Origin of the sequence: Streptomyces sp. NBC_00442 (genome assembly GCF_036014195.1) — a bacterium.
Lineage (GTDB): Bacteria > Actinomycetota > Actinomycetes > Streptomycetales > Streptomycetaceae > Streptomyces.
Genome location: NZ_CP107918.1, coordinates 5,456,094 through 5,479,622, shown reverse-complemented (window position 1 = coordinate 5,479,622; position 23,529 = coordinate 5,456,094). Strand labels below are relative to the sequence as shown.

Here is a 23,529-nt window from a genome sequence, read left to right as displayed (position 1 = left end):
GCCATGCCCACCCCGATCGAGCCGACGCGGATCATCCCGCCCGGCGTTCACATCCCGATCCCCCTGCCCGCGGCGCCGCCGCCCCCTCCTCCGCCGCCGCCCGCGCGGCCGTCCTGGTACGCCATGCCGGATCCGCCGACGCCCGGCCCGCTCGACGTGCGGGTCACGGTGGACCTCGTCTATCCCGTCCCGGAGCCTGAGGCGTCGAGGGACTGGTCGTGGCTCTGGGAGTGGCTGCGTCCCGTGCAGTCCGTACTGGCCGCAGGGATCGCCGCGTTGCCTGTCCTGCCGCACGGCTACAGCCTGATCACCGCATGGGCGGAGACACTGCACCAGTGCCGTGCCGAAGCCAGCACCGGCGGCGCCTACACCCTCGCCGTCGTAGCCCTCGGCGTGACGCTGCTCCTCGACCGGTCCCGCCGCTGGTGGGCCCGCACGCTCCTCGTCGCCGCGATCGTCGGCGCAAGCGGCGCCATGTCCTGGTTCGACCCGGTCACCGCACTCACGGGGGTGACCCGGTGAACGGCAGCACCGCCGGCCTGTCCCTCGCCGGACTGGCCCTCACCCTTGCCATCACCTGGGCGAACCTCCGCCCCTGGTGGAAGGGCAGCCGCGACCCCAAGCAGCTCGCCCCGTTCGGGTCCGGGTTCCTCCTCGGCGCCCTGTCGACGATGTGCACTGGTGGCCTCATGGGCTGGCTCGCAGGCTGCACCCCAGGCGTGACCAACGGCGTCGGCGACAAGGCCGTCTCCGCCGTCACCGGGCGAGGGGCCAGCACGACACTCGCGCACGGCAGCCTCGGGGCGCTCACGCCGAACGGCGCGATCGTGGTGTTCGGCGCGACGATCGCGATCGTCCTCGGCTGGCGTGCCGCCGGGAAGCAGGACAAGAAGCGCACGGCGGGCGGCGCGCTGGTCGGCTCCACCCTGTGCATCACCGCCGGAGTGGCGAGCCTCCTCAACTGGCTGCCCGGCCTCGTGAACCAGGGCGGCGACCAGTTGGTGGCCGCGGTGAATGGCTTCGGGGGCATCCTGTGAGCCGCCTCAACCGGGCTGCGACACGGCTCGCCACCGGCGCGACGCTGCTTGCCCGGCGCCTCGTCGACCGCGCCAGCGCGTGGGTACGGGCCGGGCGCCGCGACGACCTAACCGGCTGGCAGGCGTCGGTGGGCTGCTGGGTTCGCCTCGCCCTCGTCGTGGCGGGGGTATGGATCGCGTGGCGCATCGTCCGCGCCGCCCCTGCGGTCCTATGGGTCGTGCTCCCACTGCTCGGCGCCACAGCCTGGCGCGCGGGCCAGCCGCCCCGGAAGCCGGCGCCGACGGCGGCCGCTGCCGAGGCCCCGGAACCGGTCGAGGAGACCCCCGTCTCGACCCTCTCGGACACCGAGTTCGTCGACCTCATTCGACGCGTCATCGGTCCCCGCTCGGGGGTCCACCTTGCCGTGCTGCCCGACCTCCTAGGCGAGCTGACCGGGGAGGCGTGGACACCGGCCCGGGTGAGGGCCTCGCTCGCGGCCGCCGGGGTGCCGGTGTCAGGGTCCGTCCGGATGCGCGGCCGCCGGGTGTCGACCGGGGTGCGCTTGGACGCGCTCCCCTGCCCCTCTCCGGCTTCGACCGTAACCCCGACTGTAGGTGTAGTTCCCGCAGGTCAGGATCCAGCTACACCCGAAGCTACAGCTACAGCTACACCCGTTCGGCGGCGAGTGGGGGACCTGATGATCGAAACCGTGGACGACGTCGAGAACCCCGCCCGGACCCACGTGCGGGTGCTGTCCAAGAACCCCCGCGCGACCAACTGACCCCGGGGCGGCCCACTGCTGCCAGGCGAGGAAACCGCCCCGGGCCCCATCCCTACGCGAGACAGGAAACGCCATCATGGCACTCCGCAAGACGATGCCCATCGCCCCTCAGACGCGGCCCGATCCGAAGCACGAGACGACCTATCAGGCCTCGCGCGGCGGCCATTTCCCCAAGCCCGACCAGCCCACGCCCGGCACGTCGAAGACGAAGTAGCCGACGCACCTGCTGGACAAGCAGATCATCTCTATGCACAATGCGTAACAGCGCTACCAGTGCGCCCAAAGTCAACCCCCGCCTCGTGCGGGGGTTTTCGCATGTCCGGGGAGGTGCCGCATGGACACCTACCGTGAAGACGCCAACGGCGAGATCTGGTTCACGATCAAGCAGGCCGCCGAGTTCACGGACCGCACCAAGGAGACGATCTACAGCTGGGAGCGGCGCGGCATCCTCACCGACCCGCGCCACGACGAGCACGGCCGCCGCATCTACACGCAGACGCAGATCGCAGCCGCCGAACGCACCGTCCGGCCGCGTGCCCAGCGCATCCTGCGCCGCGCCGCCTGACCCCCATACTCGGGGCGCCCGACCCCCCAGGTTCGCGCCCCGACATCCCGCCGCTCTCCCGGGCTCCAGGCGGGACACCCGCTCCGGCCGACTTCACCCTCGGGCCGGAGCGGGCCCAACTCCCCGTCCGGAGGTGCCCGTGACGCTCCCGCCAGGCCTCCAGACGGTCACCATCGTCGACACCCGCCAGCATCCCGATGGCGGCCCCATGCGCGGCCGGCTCACGCTCCGGCCCGAGGTCGACGCGATCTCCTCCGCCGAACACGGACTCATCGTCATGGGCGAAGCCCGCGCCGACTGGGTCAACGGGGCCTGCACGCTCACCGTCCTGGCCTGCGACGCCGACGGCATCAACCCGACCGGCTGTGGACCTACCGGGTCACCGAAGCGCCCTACGACGCGCCAGGACGCTCCTATCCGGTACTGCTGACCGCCGACATGGGAACCATCGAACTCGCCGACCTGGCACCCGTAGCCGAACCGTCCACCGGCGAATACATCGCCGTGGCCGGACCCGCGGGCCCCGCCGGGCCTACGGGGCCGACCGGCGCCACGGGAGCAACCGGACCCGCAGGGCCCAAGGGCGACACTGGGAACACCGGCCCGCAGGGCTCGACCGGGGCCGCAGGCGCGACCGGGCCAAAGGGCGACACCGGTGCGGCGGGCGCCACTGGGCCAACGGGACCAAAGGGCGATACGGGAGCCACCGGCGCTACAGGCCCCCAGGGTCCTGCCGGAGCTACGGGCCCGACCGGCCCGCAGCCGACTCTTGGGGCCGCCGGGGCAGGACCGACGATCGCCCTCAAGAGCGATGATCCGTCCACCACCAACTCCCGCACGCCCACCGCTCACGCGAGCAGTCACGCAGCAGCCGGCGCCGATCCGGTCACCCCCGCGGCGATCGGCGCGGCCACCACGGCGGCCCTCACCAGCCTCAGCGGCACGGTGACCACGCTGAACGGCTTCTTGGACGACATCTTCAACCGGCTCGCCGCCATCGAGCAGGGCACCGCGTTCCTGGCGGGCATGAACTCGACCGGCCCCGTCAACATCACCGGCGGCGACGGCTCGGTGCGGCATCTCCTCAACGGCGCCAATGGCACCGCGGGCTTCTTCGGCGCTGCGGCCGTCTCCCGGCCCGTTGTGAGCGGTTCGCACGGCGACGGGACGGCCTACGCCTCGCTCCTGGCAGCCCTCGCGGCGCTGGGGCTCGTCACCGACAACACCACCGCCTGACGGCCGTTGCGTCACCTGGCGGCCCCCAAAGCGTCACGAACCGGCAACACCAACACAGTTGAACCGTTGACAGTCGCACAATGCTGCCCTCATCTCAGCAACACCTGGGGGCATCATGCGAAGACTCATCAGCGGCCTGGCTGTAGCCGGCGCCCTTCTGGCGGCCACAACGGCGTGCCAGGACGACAGCGTGAAGACGGCGCCAGCATCGAAGGCCCCGGCCTCCAGCGAGGCCGGCACAACGAAGGCAAGCCCGAGCGCCGCCAAGAAGGCAGCCGTCGGCGACACCATCTCCGTCACGGGCAACGAGGACGGCCAGAAGCTCGACGTCACCGTCACCAAGTGGGCCGACCCGGCCAAGAGCTCCGAGCCGGCCATGGGGCCCGACACCGGCAAGCGCTGGGTGGCCGCGCAAGTGCAGGTCGTTAACACGGGCACGGCCGTCTACAGCGACAGCCCTGGCAACGGCATGCAGGTCGCCGACGACCAAGGCCAGCGATTCGGGACGATGTTCGGCGACGTCACCGCCGGGCCGTCCATGGCCGCCTCCCTCAAGGTCCCGCCCGGCGACAAGGCGCTCGGCTGGATCGTCTTCGAAGTCCCGAAGGACTCGAAGATCGCCACGATTCAGTTCGCGATGAACTCCGGATTCGCCGACCAGACCGCCCAGTGGGCCATCAAGTAGAGCCGCCGCCGTGCGCCTCCCACACCATCGGAGGCGCACATGGTCGACGACCTGCTCGTCATCATCCCCACCCGCAACCGTCCCCAGGCCATCCCCGAGATCATGACGGCGTGGGATGCGACTGGCGCGACGGCCGGCGTGCTGTTCGCCGTCGACACGGACGACCCGCAGCTCGCCCGGTACGAGGCTCACGCCACCGCGTATGAGGCTGACGGCCGGCTCCGGTTCGTGTTCGGGGAGCGCGAGCGGCTCGTCGGCACCCTCAACCGCCAGGCCGTGAAGGCAGCTTCGGCCTACCGCTTCCTCGGCTTCATGGGCGACGATCACCGGCCCCGCACGGCTGGCTGGGACGCCCGCATCCGCGAGTGCCTGTCCGGCGGGCCCGGCATCGTCTACGGCAACGACCTGCTCCAGGGCGAACTGATGCCGACCGCCGTGGCCATGACGTCGGACATCGTCACGACGCTCGGCTACATGGCGCCGCCGCAGTTCGTGCACCTGTGCGTCGACCTCGTCTGGAAGGACTGGGGAGTCGGCATGCAGCGGATTACCTACCTCGACGACATGGTCATCGAGCACCTCCACCCCGCAGCGGGCAAAGCCCAACTGGACGCGGGCTACGAGGAGTGCAACAGCTCCGAGCAGGTCACCGCCGATGCGACCGCCTACTACGCGTACAAGGACGACGGTGCGCTGACCGCTGACCTTGAGAAACTTCGGGCGCTCGTCGAGGAGGCAGCATGACCGCCGCCGACGTCATCGACGCCTGGGACCAGGCCGACCCGCAGGACATCCACCCGCTCCGCCGCGTCTCCGAGGATGCGTACTGGGAGTCCGGGCGGCAGCAGGCCGCCATGCTCGCCGCGGTCATCCCCGCCGGCGCCAAGGTCATGGACTTCGGCTGTGGTGACGGCCGCGTCGCGATCCCCATGGCCGCGCTCGGCTACGAGGTGACGGCCGTCGACTCGTCGCAGCGGATGCTCGACCGGCTCACCGACCGCGCGCCCGATCTGACCACGGTCCACGCGTCGGCCGACGGCATCGCCAGCCATCTCGGTAGGCGCCGCATGGACGCCGTGTATGCGCTCGCCGTGCTTATCCACCACAGTTACGCCGACTGCCTCGACATCATCACCAGGCTGCGGGCGGCGACGAAGCTCGGCGGCACGCTGGTCTTCGACTGGCCCGTCAGCGATCGGCCGTCGGAGGCGAGCCACTGGATCGGCGTTACGACCTGGTCGCGCGAGCAGCAAGCCGACGCCTGCGCCCGCATCGGCCTTGAGCCCATCGACAGCGAACTGCCGTGGGGCGTGTACAAGGCCGTGAAGGTGGCGAGCTGATGCGCCGCCTTCTGAGGCTAAGTCTCCGACTCCTTCGAGTCCGTCAGCCTGCGCGCGGTGGAACGCTGCCTCCGTACAGCCCGGGTCGCCACGACGACGTGATCCTCTTCATGATGTCGCCCGGACACCTCGCTCTGGCCGACCGCGAAGCTGATGCCCTCCGGCATGCTGCACGCACACGCATCAGGTGGTGGTGACCATGCGCGTCCTCCTCACGGGTGCCGCCGGGTTCGTCGGCCGCCACCTGCACCGCGCCTTGTCGGAGCGCGGCGACTACGTCACGGCCCTCGACCTGAGGGCCGCGCCGAACGTCAGCCGGTACGACGCCCTGGACTTCTTCCGTACCAACGAGGCGCCGTTCGATCTCGCGATCCACTGCGCGGCGATCGTCGGCGGCCGGGCCAGCATCGACGGCTCCCCGCTCGGCGTCGCCACCAACCTCGCGCTGGACTCCTGGTACATGCGCTGGCTGGCCCGATCGGGGACACCGCGCGCCGTGTACTTCTCCAGCTCCGCCGCCTACCCGGTCGCGCTTCAGCAGCCCGGCGAAATTCACCGGCTCGCCGAGGCGGACATCGACTACGAGCAGCCCGGCAAGCCGGATGCGACCTACGGGCTCGCCAAGCTGACCGGCGAGCAGCTCTGCCAGTACGCCGAGGCTGAGGGCACGCGCATGACGGTCCTGCGGCCGTTCTCCGGCTACGGCAGCGACCAGGATCCGGCCTACCCGTTCCCGGCTTTCATCCAGCGGGCGCGCGAGCGCCAGGATCCGTTCGAGGTGTGGGGCAGCGGCGACTCCACCCGCGACTGGATCCACGTCGACGACCTCGTCGGCGCGACCCTCGCAGCCGTCGACCAAGACGTGCGCGGCCCCGTCAACTTGGGCTGGGGCAGGGCGACATCGTTCGACGAGCTTGCCGGGCACGTGACGCAGGACGCCGGATACAGCCCCGTCATCAAGCACCGGGGCGACGCGCCGCAAGGCGTCCACCACCGCGTCTGCGACCCGAAGAAGATGCTCGCGTTCTACGACCCGAAGGTCACCCTCGAAGAGGGCATACGGCGGGCGCTGACGGCGTGAATGGCAGAAGAGTGGAGGCATCGTGACCGAGGACCTTTGGGCAGCGCTCGAAGCGAGTCTCGCCGACTCCTTCAACAGCATCGCGGACGAGTACATCGATCAGCACTTCATCGGCTCCGCGAGCGAGGACTGGCAGCCGCGAGGCTTGGCCTGTCCAACCCCTGCCTCTGAGCTGACGCCAGTTGACAGGGCGATGGCCATCCTTGCGCCGCACCTTGCCCACGACCCGCGCTGGAAGCCCTGACTAGGAGGCGTAGTGACGTACCCGCCCAGCGACCGCCTCCGTGCCGCGATCCGAGATAACCGCCTCCTCGTCAACGACGTGCCATGCAGCTGTACCTGGAGCGACCCTGTCGGGGCCGCCCATCCGCTAGTTGGGCAGGCCTTCATGGCTGTCGGTACGGACGGCCACGTCATCGTCAGCGGCGTCGTCACCACAGTCGAGCCGACTGACAAGGGGTTCGAACTCGGTCTTGCCCACCACCCCGCATGAGCGGCGGCTGGCAGGGCTCGGACCGCAAGGCCCGGCTTCCGTCGAACTGGCGGCAGATCAGAGCCCGCGTGCTGGCCCGCGATCCGATCTGCAAGCTCTGTGGTGTGCGGAAGTCCACGCACTGCGACCACATCGTGGCCAAGGCCGACGACCACGCAGAAGACCGGCTGCAAGGCGTGTGCGCGATCTGCCACGGGCTCAAGTCCAGCGCTGAAGGCAACGCCGCCCCGCGCACAACAGAGGGCCGCACACGGCCAACAGAACCGCACCCAGGACTGAGGTGACCATGCCGCGCTACCTCATCGCCCACACGGCCGGCCCGAGCGGCAACACGTACATCGACGAGCCCGAGCTCGCTGTCGAACTCAGCGATAGCTGGGCTGTGTTCACCACGCCCACCGGCCTGGCCTTGGCCGTGCCGGCACAGCACATCGCCTACATCCAGAGAGACGACGATCAGCCTGATGAGGAGTGATCCACATGGCAGGCAAGCAGGGCGGCACAGGACGCAGGCCCGGCGGCGCTGAGCAACTCCGGCAGTACTGGACCCACGGCAAGGGCGCAGCCAAGATTCGATGGGGTGCACCAGGTGACTGGTCGCGCTGCGTGCGGGAGGTCGGCAAGTACCTCGGCCCCAGGGCCAAGGGGTACTGCCAGCTCAGGCACATGGCAGCCACGGGGATGACGACGTCGGTGCACGCCAAGGCGCTGAGGGCAGGGCGTCGGCGGGGGTAGGCGGGCGCCGGGCGGTAGGGGTGAGGCGGTCGGGCAGTGCAGGTGTGCGAGCACTGCTAGTGATGGTCATCGCTCGTCGATCGCATGTGATCGATTGTGAGTTGATGTTGATCGAATCGATCAACATTTCATCTTGATCGTTGATCTCAGGATTCCAAGATCTTCGATCAAGGCGAATCTCAAGATCAATCCAAAGTTTTCCTTGATCCAAAAGTTTCATGATCACCTGGGGGATTTACCTTGATCATGATCTTTTTTTGATCGGGGCCGTATAGCACCTGGAAATCTGTACGGGTTTCCTAGGCCTCTGACCTGCACAAACACATGTACGCGATCAAGGTTCGCCCTGGTGGCCGCCCCTGTCGCGTCCCTTCATCAGCCCCCATCGGCGCCCTGGTGGCGCCCTGTTGACCCTGGAGGTCGCCGTGGGCACTCGTGGACCTGTCCCCAAGCGCACCGAGGAACGCCGGCGCCGGAACCTGGAGGAGGGCCTGCCCGTCGTCCAGGCAGCTGCCGGCCCGCCGCTCGATCTGCCGGACCTGCCGGAGCCTGATCGGCACTGGCACGAGATCGCCACCGACTGGTATCTGTCTCTGCGCGAGTCCGGGCAGGCGGCGTTCTATGAGCCGTCGGACTGGGCGATGGCCCGGTATGCCGCGGAGCTCATGTCGCGGGCCCTGCAGACGGACCGGCCGCCGAACGGCCAACTGGTTGCCGCACTGAACTCGGTGATGGCGTCGCTGCTGACGACGGAGGGCGACCGGCGCCGCGCCCGCATGGAGCTGGAGCGCAAGCCGTCGGGTCCACAGCTGGCGACGGTGAGGCCGCTGGATGCCTACCGTGACCTCGCCGGCCGCTGAGCAAGTCCCGGATGTTGTCACCCCGTTCACGCTCGGCCCGTCGTGGCGGCGTGGTCCGGACGGCCGATTCGTGCTGCCGGAGTACACGCTGGGCTGGCATGCGCTGGCCTGGACGGCGACGTACCTGCAGCACTATGCGGGCCGGCCGTGGCGGTACACGCCGGAGCAGGCGCGGCTGACGCTGTGGTGGTACGCGATGGATCCGGTGACGAACCGGTTCCTGTGGCGGGACGGCGTGATCCAGCGCCTGAAGGGCTGGGGCAAGGACCCGCTGATCGCCACCTGGTCGGCGTTCGAGTTCGTCGGCCCGTGCCGTTTCGCCGAGGTCGCGGACGAGGGCAACGAGTGGGGCGTCCCGGCCGGGCAGCCGCTGGGGATGCAGCATCCGGCGGCGTGGGTGCAGATCGCGGCGGTGTCGCAGGACCAGACGCGGAACACGATGACGCTGTTTCCGTCGATCCTGACGAAGCGGGCGATCGAGGAGTACCGCATCGACCTCGGCAAGGAGATCATCTATGCCGACAAGGGCCGGGCCCGCATCGAGGCCGTGACCAGCTCGCCTCGCGCCCTTGAGGGCGGCCGGCCGACGTTCGTGTCGCTCGGCGAGACGCATCACTGGCTGGAGTCGAACCAGGGGCACGAGATGGCCGCGGTCATCGAGCGCAACGCGACCAAGTCGGCGGACGGTCAGTCCCGCACCCTGGCGAACACGAACGCCTATGAGCCCGGCGAGGACAGTGTCGCCGAGCGGACCCGTGAGGCGTTCGAGTCGGCGGAGTCGGGCCGGGCCGCGGACGTCGGGCTGTTCTACGACAGCCTGGAGGCGCCGGCCGAGGCGAAGCTGACCGAGGCGTGGATCGAGCCGACCCTGCGGGCGGTCCGCGGGGATTCGACGTGGCTGGACATTGAGCGGCTGAAGGCGTCGATCCTCGACGTCCGTAACCCGCCGTCCCGCAGCCGCCGGTTCTGGTTCAACCAGATCGTTGCGTCGGAGGACGCGTTCCTGGCCCGCTACGAGTGGGACGCCTGCCCGCACGAGGGCATCGAACTCGCCCCGGGCGACCAGCTGGTGCTGTTCTTCGACGGCTCCAAGTCCGACGACGCGACGGGCCTGGTGGCATGCCGCCTCTCCGACGGGCACCTGCAGACGCTCGGCGTGTGGCAGCGGCCGGCGAACTGGCCGGAGGGCACGCCTTGGCGGGTGCCGCGCGAGGAGGTCGACGGTGTCGTGGACCGGGTGTTCGCCGAGTACAAGCCGCTGGCGTTCTTCGCCGACCCGGGTTCCGGGTTCGACGATGCGGACGGCGAGCGCTACTGGGACGGCTACATCGACGCGTGGGCGCAGCGCTACGGCAAGCGCCTGACGCTGAAGGCCGTGGCCAGTGGTCACGGCCAGCATGCGGTGATGTGGGACATGCGTGACCGGCGACGCCAGCAGGCGTTCACGGAGGCCGTGGACCGGTTTTACCGGGATGTTCTGGAGCGGCAGTTGACGCATGACGGCCACAAGGTGCTGCGGCAGCACGTCGCGAATGCCCGGCGCCGCACGAACGCCTGGGGCTATTCGATCGGCAAGGAGCACCGCGAGTCGTCCCGGAAAGTCGACTTGGCGGTCTGTGCGATCGGCGCGCGGATGCTGCGCCGGATGGTCATGAACTCTCCGGCGTGGGCGAAGCGGTCGACGGCGCGGGGTAAGGGAAGGGTGGTGGTGCTGCGGTGACAACGTCCATCCCCACTCTGCCTCTGCTGTCGCTGTCGAATGACGAGGTGGATCTGGTCACCTCGCTGCGTACCGATCTGATGGCGCACCGGATGCATTTGGAGCTGCTCGACGCGTACTTCAACGGTGAGCAGCGGGTCCGTGACCTGGGAATCAGCATCCCTCCGCAGTTGACGATGCTGCACACGGTGATCGGCTGGCCGAGGATCGGTGTGGAGGCGCTGGAGCAGCGTCTGGATCTGGAGGCGTTCCGCTGGGCGGACGGCTCCGATTCGACGGACCTCACCGAGATCGCCCAGGCCAACGACCTGTTCGACGAGGCGAGCCTGGCGCACCTGGATGCCCTGACGTATGGCCGCGAGTACATCGCGGTCGGCTCGGGCGACTGCGGTACCGCTGACTGCCCGCCGCTGATCTCGGTGGAGTCGCCGCTGGACATGACGATGCACTGGGACGCACGGATCCGGATGGCGGTGGCCGCGCTTCGGGAGTGCCAGGGCGGCGGGTACGGCCTGAGCGCGAGCGAGCGGCTGACGGTGCTGTATCTGCCGGACCAGACGGTGTATGCGGTGCAGGTGAACGGCGGTTGGGAGGTCATCGACCGCGACATTCACCAGCTCGGTGTAGTGCCGGTGGTGCGAATGGCGAACCGGCAGCGCACGGCGGACCGCGTGGGCCGCTCGGAGATCACGCCCGAGGTCATGTCGATCACCGATGCGGCGTGCCGCCGGCTCATGGGCATGGAAGTCGCCGCAGAGTTCTTCGGTGCGCCGCAGCGCTACATCCTGGGTGCCGCAGAGTCCGCGTTCCAAGATGCCGAGGGCAACGCCAAGAGCGCCTGGGACACGTACATCGGGCGTGTTCTGGCGCTGGAGCGGGACGAGGACGGCAATGTGCCGACGGTGGGCGCTTTCACGGCGCATGACCCGTCCGGGCAGACGAAGATCATCGACCTGTATGCGCGGATCATGGCGACGCAGCTGGGTCTGCCGCCGCACATGCTGGGCTACACCAGCGACAACCCGGCGTCGGCGGACGCGATCCGCTCGGCTGAGGGCCAGCTGGTGAAGAAGGCCGAACGCCGCACCAGGCGGTTCGGGGCGTCGTGGCGGGAGGTCATGCGCCTCGCTCTGTGGGTGCGCGACGGCGTGCCGCCGGACAAGACGCGGCGGATCGAGGCGGTGTGGCGCAACCCGGCCACCCCGACGATCGCCGCCCAGACCGACGCCGCGGTGAAGATGGTCCAATCGGGTATCCTTCCCGCTGACGGCGATGTTGTCCTGGAGATGGCGGGGCTGACCGAGGACCAGCGGCAGCGGGTTCAGGCGGAGCGCCGCCGCTCGCAGGGCAGCGATCTGGTGGCCCGGCTGACTCAGGTTCCGGTACCGCAGCCTGCGGCGCCGGCGGACGCGGGGGCCACGGATGCCCAGCCTGGTCTCTGACGCCGGGGACGGCGCGCGCCGCTACCGGCGGGCGCAGGCCGCCCTGTCGGGGTTGCTGGGCCGGGACATGAAGAAGCTCAGGCGCCTGATCATCCCGTCGCGGCTGTCGGCGACGCTGCCGGACTGGCTGATGGCGGTCCGTGCGGCGGTGGACCAGTACGGCGCCGCGTCGCATGCGCTGGCGGCGGACTACTACGACGCCGAGCGGGTCGCGGCCCAGGTGACGGGCCGGTTCACGGTCCCTCTGCTGGATCCGCCACCGGACGAGCAGGTCGACGAGTCGCTGCGGTGGGCCACCAAGGATCTGTGGCCCCGGGATCCGGAGGACCCGAAGACGACACCCGCGCAGCTTGAGCCGCTCGAAGTCCGGCTGGATCAGGCGGAGAAGAAGGCGGAGGCGGTCACGCAGAAGCTGGTGGCGGATCAGGGCCGGGGCACCGTCCAGGAGGCGGTGCGCCAGGACCGGCAGGCCACTGCGTGGGCGCGGGCGGCATCGCTGGGTGCGTGCGCGTTCTGCAAGCTGCTGGCGAGCCGCGGGGTTGTGTACAAGCAGGACACGGCAGGTTTCCGGGCTCACGACGGCTGTCATTGCGGCGTGATCCCGGTGTTCAAGGGGCAGCGGTTCGAGCTGTCCGATCATGCGCGGGAGTGGGAGCGGTTGTACCGCGACTATGCCGCGCCTTATCCGGGCGATCAGCTTCGCCGGTTCCGGCAGGCTCTCGCCGATCACGGGCATCTGCCCACGTTGTAAATCCCCATGGCCGCCCTGGTGGTGGCCTTTCTCAGCCCCTGGAGGGCCAGTTCACCATGCCCGAAAACGAGGAGACCGGCGAGACCGTCGAGGAGCCGCAGGAGACCGAGACCGCCCCGGAGGCGGAGGTCGACGAGGAGCCGTTCGACAGGAAGCGCGCCGAGGCGGCGCTGAAGAAGAAGAACTCCGAGGCGGAGAACCTCCGCAAGCGCCTCAAGGAACTGGAGCCCCTCGCCAAGAGGGCGAAGGAGCTTGAGGACGCGCAGAAGTCGGAGTCGGAGCGGCTCACCGAGCAGCTCACCGCCGCGCAGAAGCGTGAGGCGCAGGCGCTACGTACCGCAGTCGCCTCCAAGGTCGAGGCCCTGGCGAGCAAGGAGTTCGCCGATCCCGAGGACGCCGCCGGCGCCCTGGACCTCACCGCGTATGTGGATGAGGACGGCGGCATCGACACGGACGCGATCCGGGCCGACCTCGCGGATCTCCTCAAGCGCAAGCCGCACTGGGCCCGCCCCGACGAGGGGCCCCGCGCCCCCCGCCCGGACCGAGCTCAGGGCTCGTCGGGTAACGGCAATCGAACCCCCAACGATCCGGCGAACGAGTTCGCCGCCTTCATGAAGGGCGCCCTCAGCAGGGGGCGCTGAGAGAGGTAGCCCTCCATGGCTCACACAAATCCGATCAAGCTGAGCGACGTCGATGCGACGTTCCTCCCGCCCACCCTGGTGGGCCCGATCTTCGAGAAGTCTGTCGAACAGTCCGCCGTGATGTCGCTGGCGAAGAAGGTGCCGCTGTCGATGGCCGCGGCCACGGCGGTCCCGGTGCCGCTCGATGTGCCGACGGCCGACTGGGTCGACCAGGCCGGGCGTAAGCCGCTTGGCACTGGCGGCGTCAACATCAAGTCCATGAGCGGCAAGAAGATCGCTGTCCTGATTCCGGTGGCGATGGAAGTCGTCGACTCCAACGCGGCAGGCTTGTGGACGCAGCTCCAGGCCGACCTGCCGACCGCGTTCTCCCGCGCCTTCGACCGGGCCGCAATCCACGGCCGCACTATGAAGGGCGCGACCGGGCCGTTCGCCGACTACCTGGCGATGACCACGAAGGAACGCGTCCTCGGTACGACCGGGCAGTCCACCGGCGGGATCTGGAAGGACTTCGTCAACGGCATGGAGGACATCGTCGACGACGACTGGGAATACACCGGTACCGTCGCCGACTACCGCCTCCAGCCGAAGCTGATGGGCGCCACGGACACCACCGGTCGCCCGATCTTCGTGGAGACTCGGGACACGGGCACGGGCATGGCGATGGCCGGATCACTCATCGGAAACCCGCTCGCGTATTCGCGCAGCGTGTCGGGCAAGGTCCGCCGCCAGTCCACCAGCGTGGACTCCGGTCTGCGGGCAATCGGCGGCGACTGGTCGCAGACCGCTTACGGCGTCGGCATGGACATCAGCGTCAAGATCAGCCGCGAGGCGACGTACATCGACGAGGACGGCGGCGTGCACTCCGCGTTCCAGGAGAACCTCGTTCTCCTCCTCGCCGAGGCGTACTACGGGTTCGTCCTCGGCGACGCGGAGGCGTTCGTGCGTTTCGTGGCGACCGCCGGCGCTTCGTGAGCCCGACCGTGGGCCGGGCGATGCGGATTGTTGCCCGGCTGCACGGCTATCCGCCCCGCCACAACGCTGGTGCGGAGTGGATGCTTCACAGCATGCTGCGGGCGCTGGTCGGCCGTGGTCACAGGGTTGAGGTGTGGCTGTCGCGTTACACAGGTGACGGTCAGCCCTATGACATCGACGGCGTCACGGTCATCCCGCTGTCGGCGCGCCTCGACTTCTCAACGGCGGTGCGGCAGGCCGATCTTCTGGTGTCGCACCTGGAGAACGTGCCGTCGACGCTGGCGATCGCCCGCGGCTACGGCAAGCCCGTCACGGTGGTCTGCCACAACACGTTCAGGCCGACGTTCCGCGACGTCATGTCCGGGGGCACGGCCCTGGCGGTCTACAACTCGCAGTGGATGGAGCGCGAGGCTGAGCTGTTCTACGCCGAGTACCCCAAGTCGGTTCGCTCGGAGAGCACCATGATTGTGCGCCCCCCGGTCCTGGCCGAGGAGTACCGGACGAAGCCGGGCGGCAAGGTGACGCTCGTCAACTGCAACTTGGAGAAGGGCGGCCGGGTCCTGGAGAAGCTCGCCGAACGGATGCCGGACACCGAGTTCCTCGCGGTCGCCGGCGCCTACGGGGAGCAGATCCTCCCCGCCTTTCCGAACGTCGAGGTCGTTCAGCACGTCAGCGGTCACGAGATGCGGGAACGGGTCTATGCCCGTACTCGGGTGCTGCTGATGCCGTCCAGTTATGAGAGCTGGGGCCGGGCCGGGGTGGAGGCGCTCGCCTCTGGGATCCCGGTCGTCGCTCATCCGACGCCGGGGCTGTGCGAGTCGCTCGGCGAGGCCGGGATCTTCGTTGACCGCAACGACGTCGACGGCTACGAGGCGGTCCTGCGCAAACTCGCGGCGCCGGCCGAGTACCGGCTGGCGTCGAAGCGCGCGAAGGCTCGCAGCGCGGAACTCGATCCGGCAGCCGACCTGGCTGCCTGGTGCGATGCGGTGGAAGCCCTGGCGTAGGAGGCGGTCATGACGTTCAGTCCTCCGACGGCCGAGGATCTGGGCCTGTATCTGGGCCTGGAGGAGATCGACGGGGCGCGCGCCGATCTGCTGCTGACGCAGGCTGTCGCCCTGTGCCAGTCCGTGGTGAAGCCGCTGCCCGACGATGCCACGGCGGTGGTCCTGTCGGTCGCCGGCCGTGCCTACGTGAACCCGCAGCAGGTCAGCTACGAGACGATCGGCCCGATGTCGGTGCAGCGCCCCAGCGGAAGCGGGGGCCTGTATCTGACGAAGGCCGACAAGGCGGCCCTCAAGTCCCTGGCAGGCCGGGGCGGAGCGTTCACGATCGACCCGACGCCAACGACGGCCGACCCGTCGCCGACGTGGCCGGTCGACGACACCTATGAGCCGGGCTTGGAGTTCGAGCCGGGCTGGGGGTGGGTGTAGATGCCCGGCCCCTATGTGTTCGGGGAGACGGTACGGATCATCCGGACCGGCACCTCGCCTGGCCGGGATCCGCGCGGCCAGCCCCTGCCGGGTCCCGACGAGTCGTTCGACGTGCCCGGCTGTGTCGTGACGCCCCGCCAGCAGGCTCCTGCCGTGGGAGGCCAGGAACAGCAGGACCGGGACACGGTCATCGTCGGCTGGACCGTGTACGCGCCCGCCGGGACGGTGCTGCGCACCACGGACAAGGCCCGGGTACGCGGTGTCGTCTGCGAGATCACGGGCGAGCCCGGCGACTGGGGTCACAACCCCTTCACGGGCACGCGCGGTCCTGTGCAGTTCGCCGCGGACCGGGTTACCGGCTGATGGCGTCCTGAACGGCGAGCCGGAGCTTCTCGAAGGCGGGCAGCTCCTTCTTCCCGAAGATGACAGCGTTCCGGTCTCGGTTGACGGGCGTCGGTGACGCGGCCGACTGGCTGCCGGCGATGGCGAACCGGATGTGCCCGGCCTTGTACCAGCGGGGTTCGGTCCATTCGACGGCGCCTATGTGCCCGATCGGAATGATCGTGTCGGCAGTGCCGAGCGTGGACTTGGCCATGCGGCTGGTCCGCCTGATGGTGACGGTCTGCCCGTCGAACTGGACCTGTCCGCCGATGGATTCGACCGCGATCACGATTCCCCCTTGGTTAGCGAGGTGCCACAGTGGCAGGACGACAGGCCCGGTTCAAGATGTCGACGCGCGGCGTCGGCCAGCTCCTCAACTCGGAGATGATCCAGGGCGAGCTCTTGCGTCGCGCCGAGATCATCAAGGGGGTTGCTGAGGCGATCTCTCCCGTGGGTGGCCCTGGTGATCCGCATCCGGGGGTCTACAAGGCGTCTTGGTACGTCAAGGTCGTGCGCAAGCCGGTGGGCCGCTCGCAGAAGAAGCGTCCCGTCGCCGTGGTGGGGAACAGCGCCTACTACGCCCGCTGGGTGGAGTACGGCACCGAGAAGGTCCACCCGCACCATGTCCTGCTGAGGGCTGCTCAGGCTGGTGGCCGCTGATGGCGGCCGCGGTCGGCTCGGTCGACGTCGAGCTGGAGTTGATCGTCTGGCTTCAGGCCCGGCTCGGTGACGAGGTCGTCGTCCGTGACGAGCTCGACAACAACCTGCTCCAGGAACTGCCCACAGTTCAGGTGCAGGTGGTGGGCGGTGGCGATGACGGCCTGCGGCTCGATAGGTCGCTCGTCGACATTGACGTCTACGACGCGACGCGCGCCGGAGCCATCGCCTTGTCGGCGACGATCCGGGGCCTGCTGGCTGGGCAGCTGCGCGGCTCCAGGACAACGAATGCCGTGTTCGGGGCGATCGACCTGATCGCCCGTCCTGCTCAACGTCCCTACGAGAACACGGGGCTCCGACGCGTCGGAGCCACCTACCAGCTGTACTGTCACCCGGTCTCCTGACCGGTCGGGCCCGCGCCGGACCCTGTCCCTGACCCCGCCGCCGTGCGGGGTTTCTGCATGTCTGGAGACCTCCTCATGGTCAACATCACCCGCGCGGCGGACCTGACAGTCATCGGTGCCAACGGCGGTGGCTGGGTTGCCGCTGCTGGTACGACGGCCCCCGCCGACCCTTCCGTTCAGCCGCTCACTCCGTGGGAACCGCTCGGCGCCATCTCGGACGACGGCCTGGTCTACGGCTTCGACGAGTCGAGCCAGGAGTTCACGCCGTGGGGCCTGACTTCCCCGTTCCGCACGCAGATCACCAAGTCCGTGCGGACGTTCAAGCTCACGTTGTGGGAGACGGCTCGCGTAGCCGTCCAGTCGATCATGTACCGGATCGACGCGGACGACCTCGACCCCGTCTCCGGCGTCACCAGCTTCGCCGAGACCGCGTCGCCGCAACCCGACCGCAGGGCCTGGTGGTTCCTCGTCATGGACGGCGACACCGCGAAGGGCTTCTACGTCCCCCAGGGCGAGGTCAGTGACCGGTCCGACGTGACGTTCAAGCAGGACGCCATGGCTGGCTACGAGGTCACCATCACCGCCTACCCGGACGACGCCGGGAACACGGTCTACCACTCCGACAAGGTGCCGGCGACGCCCGCCTACACGGGGTCCTGACCCCCTCGACTGGTGGGCGGGCCGACCGTCGGCGCGGGCCCGGCCCGTCCACCACCTTCCTTCCTCTGCCCGCGCCGCGCACCCAGGAGGCCCGCGCCCATGGCTACGAACAACCGCACCACCAGCCCCCGCAAAACCGCGGCCGTCGCCCGACGGGCTGCCGCTCCGGCCCCGGTCGAGCCGGAGCTCGAAGACTACGAGGACGACGCAGAGGGAAGTCCCGTCGATGCACAGCAGGCCGAGGTGGAAGGCCACTACGTGACCGCCCTCCTCGCCGGTGAGGAAATCCGGGTCATCCCCCCCGGCGCCTGGCGCCAGTCGTGGCAGGCCATGCTGTCGCGGGCTGACTTCGCCGCGTTCGCCGAGCACGTCATCCACCCGGACGACTTGGAGCTGTACGACGAAATCGACCCGACGAACGACGAGTTCGAGGCATTCGTCGTCTCGGCCGCGAACCGGGCCGGCGAAGGTCTGGGAAAATCGCGTGGACCCGGTCGGTCGTCGAGGCGCACGCGGAGGCGATAGAGGCCGACCTGGCCCGCTACTACCCGCGCGACGGCGACCAGCTCACGGAGTTCTGGCGCGACCGAATGACTTCCCGGCGGCTGCGGGTCCTGATCCAGCACCTGCCTCCCGAGTCGGCGACCATGACGGCCCTGCGCAACGGTCTCTCTGACGAGGAACTCGTCGAGCAGGCGGACAAGGGCGAGCCGGAGAAGGGCCGCTGGTCGCAGGCGGAACAGCTCCTCGCGGCCATCGCGGATGGGGTCCGGCGCCTGGAGTACATCACCATCCTCGCGAACAGTGACGGCAAGGGTCGCAAGCACACCCCGCCCGAGCCGATCAGGCGGCCCGGCGCCAAGGCCCCCCGCCCCAAGGCCGCCCTGTCGGATGCGGCTGCTGAACGACTCTTCAAGTTGATCAACGGAGGCGCGGCCTGACGCGCGGGAGGAGGCTCCCGTGGCGATCAGTGTCGGTTCGGTCGAGGTCGATGTCATCCCCAACACCCAGGGGATCTACCAGCGGCTGAAGTCCGCCCTCGTCCCGGCCGCAACCCGAGCCGGTGAGGATGCCGGCTCGGCGGCCGGGCGTGCTTTCGGCCCGGCGATGCAGGCACAGATCGCCGGGATCGGTGTACGGATCGGCGAGGAGATCGGGTCGCAGATCGCAGCCCGCATCACCGCGGCGATCCGTGGCGCCATCCGGGACGGGGTCACCCAGGGCGGCCAGACCGCGCGGCCCGCAGCGACGAAGCAGGGCGAGGAGACGGGCGGTGCTTTCGCGCGGGCCATGAAGGCCCGCCTGGAGGCGGCATTCAAGTCGCTGCCCAAAATCAAGATCGACGCGAACACGTCCGAGGCCGATGCCGACCTTCAGGCCCTGCGCGCCCGGATGGAGACCCTGGCCAGCAAGCGGATCGGTGTCGACATCGACGCGGCGACAGCGCGCGCTGAGATCGACGACATCGAGGCCGAGCTCACCCGGCTTGGTGCCGCACACCCCGACGTCACGGTGCGCGCGGACACCGCGAAGGCGCGGGCCGAACTCAAGCTGGTCCGCGAGGAGATCGACCGGATCTCCGCAAACCCGGGGACCGTTCGCCTTGAGACGGATGGGCTCCTCGGCCAGCGGGTGCGTGCGGCGATCGCCCAGGCTGAAGCGGCTCTGCCGAACATCAACATCGGCGCCGACACCACCCCGGCCGAGGCGGAGATCGCCGCCCTGCGTGCCAAGCTGACCGAGCTCAAAGACAAGCGCATCGGCATCGACATCGATGCCGCCACAGCGCTTGCTCGGATGGACGACATTCGGGCGCGGCTGGAGCGCCTGTCGGCGAGCAAGGCAGACGTATCTGTCCGGATCGATGCCGCGGCTGCCTATGCGCAGCTCGCCGCAGTTCAGGCTGCGGTTGACGGACTTGACAAGAAAAAGTCGATCAACATCGACACGTCGGCTGCGCTCGGTGCCGTCTTCCAGCTGACGATCGCTGTCGGCGCGCTGGCAGCGCTGCCGTTCGGGCCTGTACTCGCCGCGGGCACGGGGCTTTTCACTTCGTCCCTGGTGGCGGCGGGTGTCGGTGTCGGCGCGCTGGCGGCCGTGGCGCTTCCCGCGATCACGTCGATCGCTGGTGCGCTTCAGGCGCAGAAGGCCGCTCAGGACGCGTCGACGAACGCAACGTACAAGGGCGGTCAGGCCGCTTCACAGGGCGCCTCCAAAGCGCTCCAGGCGGCCGGCGCCCAGCAGGCCCTGGCGTCGGCCGAACGCAACGGGGCGCTCCAGATCACGCAGGCCAACGAGCAGATCGTCCAGGCCAAGCGCGCGGTCGGTGACGCCGAGCAGCAGGCCGCGCTCGCCACGCAGCAGGCCGCCCGCGCGGTCCAGGACGCCGAGAAGTCCCTCGCCCAGTCACAGAAGGACGCGACGAAGGCGCAGCTCGACCTGACGGCCGCCCGCAAGCAGGCCGCGATGGACTTGGAAGACCTCAACAATCAGCTGAAGGACTCGCAGCTGTCGCAGAGGGACGCCACGTTCCAGGTCAAAGAAGCGCAGGATGCGCTCCAGAAGTCCCTCGCAGACCCGACGGCGACCGTCATGCAGCGCCAGCAGGCGCAGCTCGCCTACGAGGAAGCCGTCCAGCACCTCAAAGAGCAGGGCATTCAGGTTGCCCGCCTCAAGGACAAGACGGCCGCCGCGAACAAGGCCGGGGTCGAGGGCTCCGACGCCGTCAAGTCCGCGCAGGACAAGCTCGCCCAGGCGCAGCAGGAAGTCGCCGACAAGACCCAGGCGCTGAAGGATGCGCAGGCATCCCAGGCTCGTACCGCTGTCGCCAACGCGCGCGCGATCGCCGACGCCCAGCAGCGGGTTGCCGACTCCGAGCGGGCCGCAGCCCAGGCCCAGGCGCAGGCCGCGGACTCCATCGCCTCCGCTCAGCGGCAGATCGCTTCCTCGGCGCTGTCCGCTGCCGGGGGTGTGGATCAGGCTGCCATCGCGCAGGCCAAGTACCAGGCGCTGCTCGACAAGATGACGCCGGCGACCCGGGACACGTTCAATGCGTTCCTGTCACTGAAGGATGCGTTCAAGGCCTGGTCGACGGCTCTCCAGCCAGCAGTGATGCCCATCTTCACCCGGGCCCTGATCGGGCTGAAGAACGCCCTGCCCGGCCTGACGCCGTTCGTGTACGCCGCCGCCGACGCGATCAAAGTCCTGCAGGACCACGTGTCGGCCGGCCTCAAGTCGCCTTGGTGGAAGACCTTCAAGCAGGACTTGGCCACGAGTGTCTTCCCCGCGCTCGTCAGTCTCGGCCTCTTCTTCGGCCGCCTGTTCGTGGGCATGGGCGGCATCGTCGACGCCTTCCTGCCGCATGTCGACGACATGGGCACACGGCTGGAGAAGCTCGGCGACCGGTTCGCCGACTGGGGCAAAAGCCTCAAGGGGAGCCCGGAGTTCGAGCGGTTCCTGGCGTACTCCTCCGAGCACGCTCCGCTGGTCTCCCAGATGCTGCGGTCCATCGCCGACGCGTTCTTCGACATCTCCAAGGCGCTAGGTCCGCTGGCTGATGTCGCATTGACGGTCGTCACCGACCTGGCCAACGGCCTGTCGTGGCTGGCGATCAACATGCCCGGCCTCGTGCAACTTATGTACGGGCTTTTCGTCGCGACCCGCCTGTACGCCCTCGCGCAGGTCGCGGTGAACGTCGCGATCGTCGCGTACCGCGGGCTGATGCTCGTCGTGATCCTGCTGACGCAAGGGTGGACTGCAGCGATCGCTGCAGCGAACCTGGCGTTCGAAGCCAACCCGATCGTCGCCGTCGTAACGGCGATCATCGTGGTGATCGCCCTGGTCGTCGCGGCAGTGGTGTACGCCTACAACCACTTCCAGTGGTTCCACGATGCCGTGGTCGGTACGTGGAATGCCATCGCCGCGGGTGCGACCTGGTTGTGGCAGGTGGCGTTGCAACCGGTCTTCTCGGCGATCTGGACCGGCCTGCAGTACCTGGGGGCAGCCGCGGTCTGGCTGTGGCAGAACGCGATCAAGCCTGCCTGGGATGCCATCTCTCTGGCGGCGCGCATCCTGTTCGCGGTCATTCTCACGGTCTTGATCACACCGTTGGTCATCCAATTCAAGATCGTTGCAGCGATCGCGACGTGGCTGTGGCAGAACGGGATCAAGCCCGCGTTCGACAATGTCGTCGCCAAGTTCCGCGCCGTCGCCGCGGTCGCCGCATGGCTGTGGCAGAACGCGATCAAGCCCGCTTTTGAGGGCATAGCGTCGGCCGCGTCCTGGCTGTGGCACAACCAGATCCAACCCGTCTTCAACGGCATCGCGTCCACAGCCAACTGGCTCTACGACCACGGCATCAAGCCCGCGTTCGACAAGGTGAAGTCGGCCGTTCGACTGGTCGGCGACGCGTTCGATCTTGCCCAGAAGGGCATCGGCATCTCCTGGGGCAAGGTCCACGACATCGTCCAGAAGCCCGTCCAGTTCATTGTCGATACGGTCTACAACAACGGGATCCGGCCGGTCTGGAACTCGGTCGCGAAGATCGTCGATCTGAGTCCGCTGCCCAAGTACACCTTCGCGACGGGCGGCATCCTGCCCGGCTACACCCCTGGCAGGGACGTGCATCTCGCGGCCCTGTCCGGGGGCGAGGCCGTCATGCGCCCGGAGTGGACGCGCGCGGTCGGCCCGCAGTACGTCGAGTCGATGAACGCCGCGGCCCGCGGCGGTGGCGTCGCAGGCGTCCAGCAAGCCCTCGGTCTGCCTGGGTTCTCCGATGGCGGGATCTTCGGCGGGCTCAGCAAGGTGGGCGGCTGGATCAAGTCCGGGTTCAGCAAGGGCGTCGACCTCGCCAAGGCGGGCGTCGACCTGTTCTCCGACCCGAGCAAGGCGTGGGGCTCGCTGATCAAGCCGATCCTGTCGAAGATCAGTGGCGGTGTCGGCAGTACGCCGATCGGCAAGGCAGTCGGAGGGCTGCCGAAGCACATGCTCGACGGACTCCTGGGCCTGCTCAAGAAGACCGTCGCCTCGGTCGGCGGCCTCTTCGGTGGCGGCAGTGCCGGCGCCCCGTCCGGGTCCGGTGTGACCAGGTGGACGCCACAGGTCATCCAGGCTCTGGCGGCGAACGGCCTGTCGACGAGCCCGGACATGGTCGCCCGGATCCTGCGGCAGATCGCCACCGAATCCGGCGGCAACGAGCGTGCGGTTCAGGGAAACATCGGCGACATCAACAACCGCACCGGGGACCTCGCCAAGGGTCTGATGCAGACGATCTCTGCGACGTTCAACGCGTACAAGTTCCCTGGTCACGGCGACATCTTCAACGGCTACGACAACCTGCTCGCGGCCCTGAACTACGCCAAGCACCGGTACGGTCCGGGCCTCAGCTTCCTCGGCCAGGGGCACGGCTACGACTCCGGCGGATACCTCCAGCCCGGCATGAACCTTGCCTACAACGGGACCGGAAGGCCGGAGCCGGTGTTCACGACGCAGCAGGCCAACGCGCTGACGCGCATGGCGGCAGAGCCGTCAACGGGCGGGTTCGGGTCCGGGCAGCCAGTGACGCTCGTCGTCCAGGACGGCCCCACCCTGCACGCCTACGTCGCGGACGTCGCCGACGGCCAAGTCCACTCCTTCGCGGGCCACATGACGGCAGCCCTCGCTGCGGGACGGAGGTGACC

Annotated in this window: 28 protein-coding genes; 27 read left to right on the top strand and 1 reads right to left on the bottom strand. The window is 69.0% G+C overall.

Annotation, left to right across the window (positions count from 1 at the left end; all coding sequences use genetic code 11):
• Positions 1–3 precede the first annotated feature (3 nt).
• From OG432_RS24515 to OG432_RS24415, 21 genes are all read left to right on the top strand, one after another.
• The gene (locus OG432_RS24515; RefSeq protein ID WP_328313108.1) at positions 4–522 is read left to right on the top strand and encodes a hypothetical protein; all 519 of its coding nucleotides are present in this window, start codon (positions 4–6) and stop codon (positions 520–522) included.
• Positions 519–1,037 carry a hypothetical protein gene (locus OG432_RS24510; RefSeq protein WP_328313107.1) on the top strand — a complete coding sequence of 173 codons (519 nt, stop codon included), beginning with the start codon at positions 519–521 and terminating at the stop codon, positions 1,035–1,037. The genes OG432_RS24515 and OG432_RS24510 overlap by 4 nt, the downstream gene beginning before the upstream one ends.
• Before the next feature lie 837 nt (positions 1,038–1,874).
• Positions 1,875–2,012, top strand: coding sequence for a hypothetical protein (locus tag OG432_RS24505; protein ID WP_328313106.1), 138 nt, complete (start codon positions 1,875–1,877; stop codon positions 2,010–2,012).
• Between the two features lie 120 nt (positions 2,013–2,132).
• Positions 2,133–2,363, top strand: a complete 231-nt coding sequence (locus OG432_RS24500; protein ID WP_328313105.1) for a MerR family transcriptional regulator — start codon at positions 2,133–2,135, stop codon at positions 2,361–2,363.
• 139 nt (positions 2,364–2,502) lie between these two features.
• On the top strand, positions 2,503–2,793 hold the full coding sequence (locus OG432_RS24495) for a hypothetical protein (protein WP_328313104.1): 291 nt from the start codon (positions 2,503–2,505) through the stop codon (positions 2,791–2,793).
• Positions 2,794–2,801: 8 nt separating this feature from the next.
• Positions 2,802–3,599 carry a hypothetical protein gene (locus tag OG432_RS24490; RefSeq protein WP_328313103.1) on the top strand — a complete coding sequence of 266 codons (798 nt, stop codon included), beginning with the start codon at positions 2,802–2,804 and terminating at the stop codon, positions 3,597–3,599.
• Positions 3,600–3,789: 190 nt separating this feature from the next.
• Positions 3,790–4,284: a DUF4352 domain-containing protein gene (locus tag OG432_RS24485; protein ID WP_328313102.1), complete on the top strand. Its 495-nt coding sequence runs from the start codon at positions 3,790–3,792 to the stop codon at positions 4,282–4,284.
• Positions 4,285–4,323: 39 nt separating this feature from the next.
• Positions 4,324–5,028 carry a hypothetical protein gene (locus tag OG432_RS24480; RefSeq protein ID WP_328313101.1) on the top strand — a complete coding sequence of 235 codons (705 nt, stop codon included), beginning with the start codon at positions 4,324–4,326 and terminating at the stop codon, positions 5,026–5,028.
• Positions 5,025–5,624, top strand: coding sequence for a class I SAM-dependent methyltransferase (locus OG432_RS24475; protein ID WP_328313100.1), 600 nt, complete (start codon positions 5,025–5,027; stop codon positions 5,622–5,624). The genes OG432_RS24480 and OG432_RS24475 overlap by 4 nt, the downstream gene beginning before the upstream one ends.
• A gap of 199 nt (positions 5,625–5,823) precedes the next feature.
• A complete protein-coding gene (locus OG432_RS24470) occupies positions 5,824–6,705 on the top strand; it encodes an NAD-dependent epimerase/dehydratase family protein (protein WP_328313099.1) in 882 nt (293 codons plus the stop codon).
• A gap of 22 nt (positions 6,706–6,727) precedes the next feature.
• A complete protein-coding gene (locus OG432_RS24465) occupies positions 6,728–6,949 on the top strand; it encodes a hypothetical protein (RefSeq protein WP_328313098.1) in 222 nt (73 codons plus the stop codon).
• A 535-nt stretch (positions 6,950–7,484) separates the two neighbouring features.
• Positions 7,485–7,673: a hypothetical protein gene (locus OG432_RS24460; protein ID WP_328313097.1), complete on the top strand. Its 189-nt coding sequence runs from the start codon at positions 7,485–7,487 to the stop codon at positions 7,671–7,673.
• A 685-nt stretch (positions 7,674–8,358) separates the two neighbouring features.
• Positions 8,359–8,793 (top strand): phage terminase small subunit, encoded by a 435-nt coding sequence (locus OG432_RS24455; protein ID WP_328313096.1) that lies wholly within the window; start codon positions 8,359–8,361, stop codon positions 8,791–8,793.
• On the top strand, positions 8,765–10,513 hold the full coding sequence (locus OG432_RS24450) for a terminase (protein WP_328313095.1): 1,749 nt from the start codon (positions 8,765–8,767) through the stop codon (positions 10,511–10,513). Before OG432_RS24455 ends, OG432_RS24450 begins: the two co-directional genes overlap by 29 nt.
• Positions 10,510–11,955: a phage portal protein gene (locus tag OG432_RS24445; RefSeq protein ID WP_328313094.1), complete on the top strand. Its 1,446-nt coding sequence runs from the start codon at positions 10,510–10,512 to the stop codon at positions 11,953–11,955. The genes OG432_RS24450 and OG432_RS24445 overlap by 4 nt, the downstream gene beginning before the upstream one ends.
• Positions 11,936–12,706, top strand: a complete 771-nt coding sequence (locus OG432_RS24440; protein WP_328313093.1) for a VG15 protein — start codon at positions 11,936–11,938, stop codon at positions 12,704–12,706. The genes OG432_RS24445 and OG432_RS24440 overlap by 20 nt, the downstream gene beginning before the upstream one ends.
• Positions 12,707–12,762: 56 nt before the next feature.
• Positions 12,763–13,347 carry a hypothetical protein gene (locus OG432_RS24435; RefSeq protein ID WP_328313092.1) on the top strand — a complete coding sequence of 195 codons (585 nt, stop codon included), beginning with the start codon at positions 12,763–12,765 and terminating at the stop codon, positions 13,345–13,347.
• 15 nt (positions 13,348–13,362) lie between these two features.
• Positions 13,363–14,319 carry a phage major capsid protein gene (locus OG432_RS24430; protein ID WP_328313091.1) on the top strand — a complete coding sequence of 319 codons (957 nt, stop codon included), beginning with the start codon at positions 13,363–13,365 and terminating at the stop codon, positions 14,317–14,319.
• Positions 14,320–14,411: 92 nt separating this feature from the next.
• A complete protein-coding gene (locus OG432_RS24425; RefSeq protein WP_328313090.1) occupies positions 14,412–15,323 on the top strand; it encodes a glycosyltransferase family 4 protein in 912 nt (303 codons plus the stop codon).
• 9 nt (positions 15,324–15,332) lie between these two features.
• Positions 15,333–15,749, top strand: a complete 417-nt coding sequence (locus tag OG432_RS24420) for a hypothetical protein (RefSeq protein WP_328313089.1) — start codon at positions 15,333–15,335, stop codon at positions 15,747–15,749.
• Positions 15,750–16,112, top strand: a complete 363-nt coding sequence (locus OG432_RS24415) for a hypothetical protein (protein ID WP_328313088.1) — start codon at positions 15,750–15,752, stop codon at positions 16,110–16,112. It abuts the gene before it with no gap.
• Here the strand turns inward: OG432_RS24415 and OG432_RS24410 are convergent.
• Entirely contained in the window at positions 16,102–16,419 is a 318-nt protein-coding gene (locus tag OG432_RS24410) for a DUF4429 domain-containing protein (protein ID WP_328313087.1), read from the bottom strand. The genes OG432_RS24415 and OG432_RS24410 overlap by 11 nt on opposite strands.
• Before the next feature lie 29 nt (positions 16,420–16,448).
• On the opposite strand from OG432_RS24410, the gene OG432_RS24405 reads away from it, so the two are divergent.
• From OG432_RS24405 to OG432_RS24380, 6 genes are all read left to right on the top strand, one after another.
• Positions 16,449–16,790: an HK97 gp10 family phage protein gene (locus OG432_RS24405; RefSeq protein ID WP_328313086.1), complete on the top strand. Its 342-nt coding sequence runs from the start codon at positions 16,449–16,451 to the stop codon at positions 16,788–16,790.
• Positions 16,790–17,191, top strand: a complete 402-nt coding sequence (locus tag OG432_RS24400; RefSeq protein ID WP_328313085.1) for a hypothetical protein — start codon at positions 16,790–16,792, stop codon at positions 17,189–17,191. The genes OG432_RS24405 and OG432_RS24400 overlap by 1 nt, the downstream gene beginning before the upstream one ends.
• A gap of 57 nt (positions 17,192–17,248) precedes the next feature.
• Complete coding sequence (locus tag OG432_RS24395; RefSeq protein ID WP_328313084.1) at positions 17,249–17,851, top strand: phage tail tube protein; 603 nt, start codon at positions 17,249–17,251, stop codon at positions 17,849–17,851.
• A 99-nt stretch (positions 17,852–17,950) separates the two neighbouring features.
• The gene (locus OG432_RS24390) at positions 17,951–18,376 is read left to right on the top strand and encodes a hypothetical protein (RefSeq protein ID WP_328313083.1); all 426 of its coding nucleotides are present in this window, start codon (positions 17,951–17,953) and stop codon (positions 18,374–18,376) included.
• Positions 18,377–18,441: 65 nt separating this feature from the next.
• Positions 18,442–18,792, top strand: a complete 351-nt coding sequence (locus OG432_RS24385; protein WP_328313082.1) for a hypothetical protein — start codon at positions 18,442–18,444, stop codon at positions 18,790–18,792.
• Between the two features lie 19 nt (positions 18,793–18,811).
• A complete protein-coding gene (locus tag OG432_RS24380; protein WP_328313081.1) occupies positions 18,812–23,527 on the top strand; it encodes a hypothetical protein in 4,716 nt (1,571 codons plus the stop codon).
• Positions 23,528–23,529 lie beyond the last annotated feature (2 nt).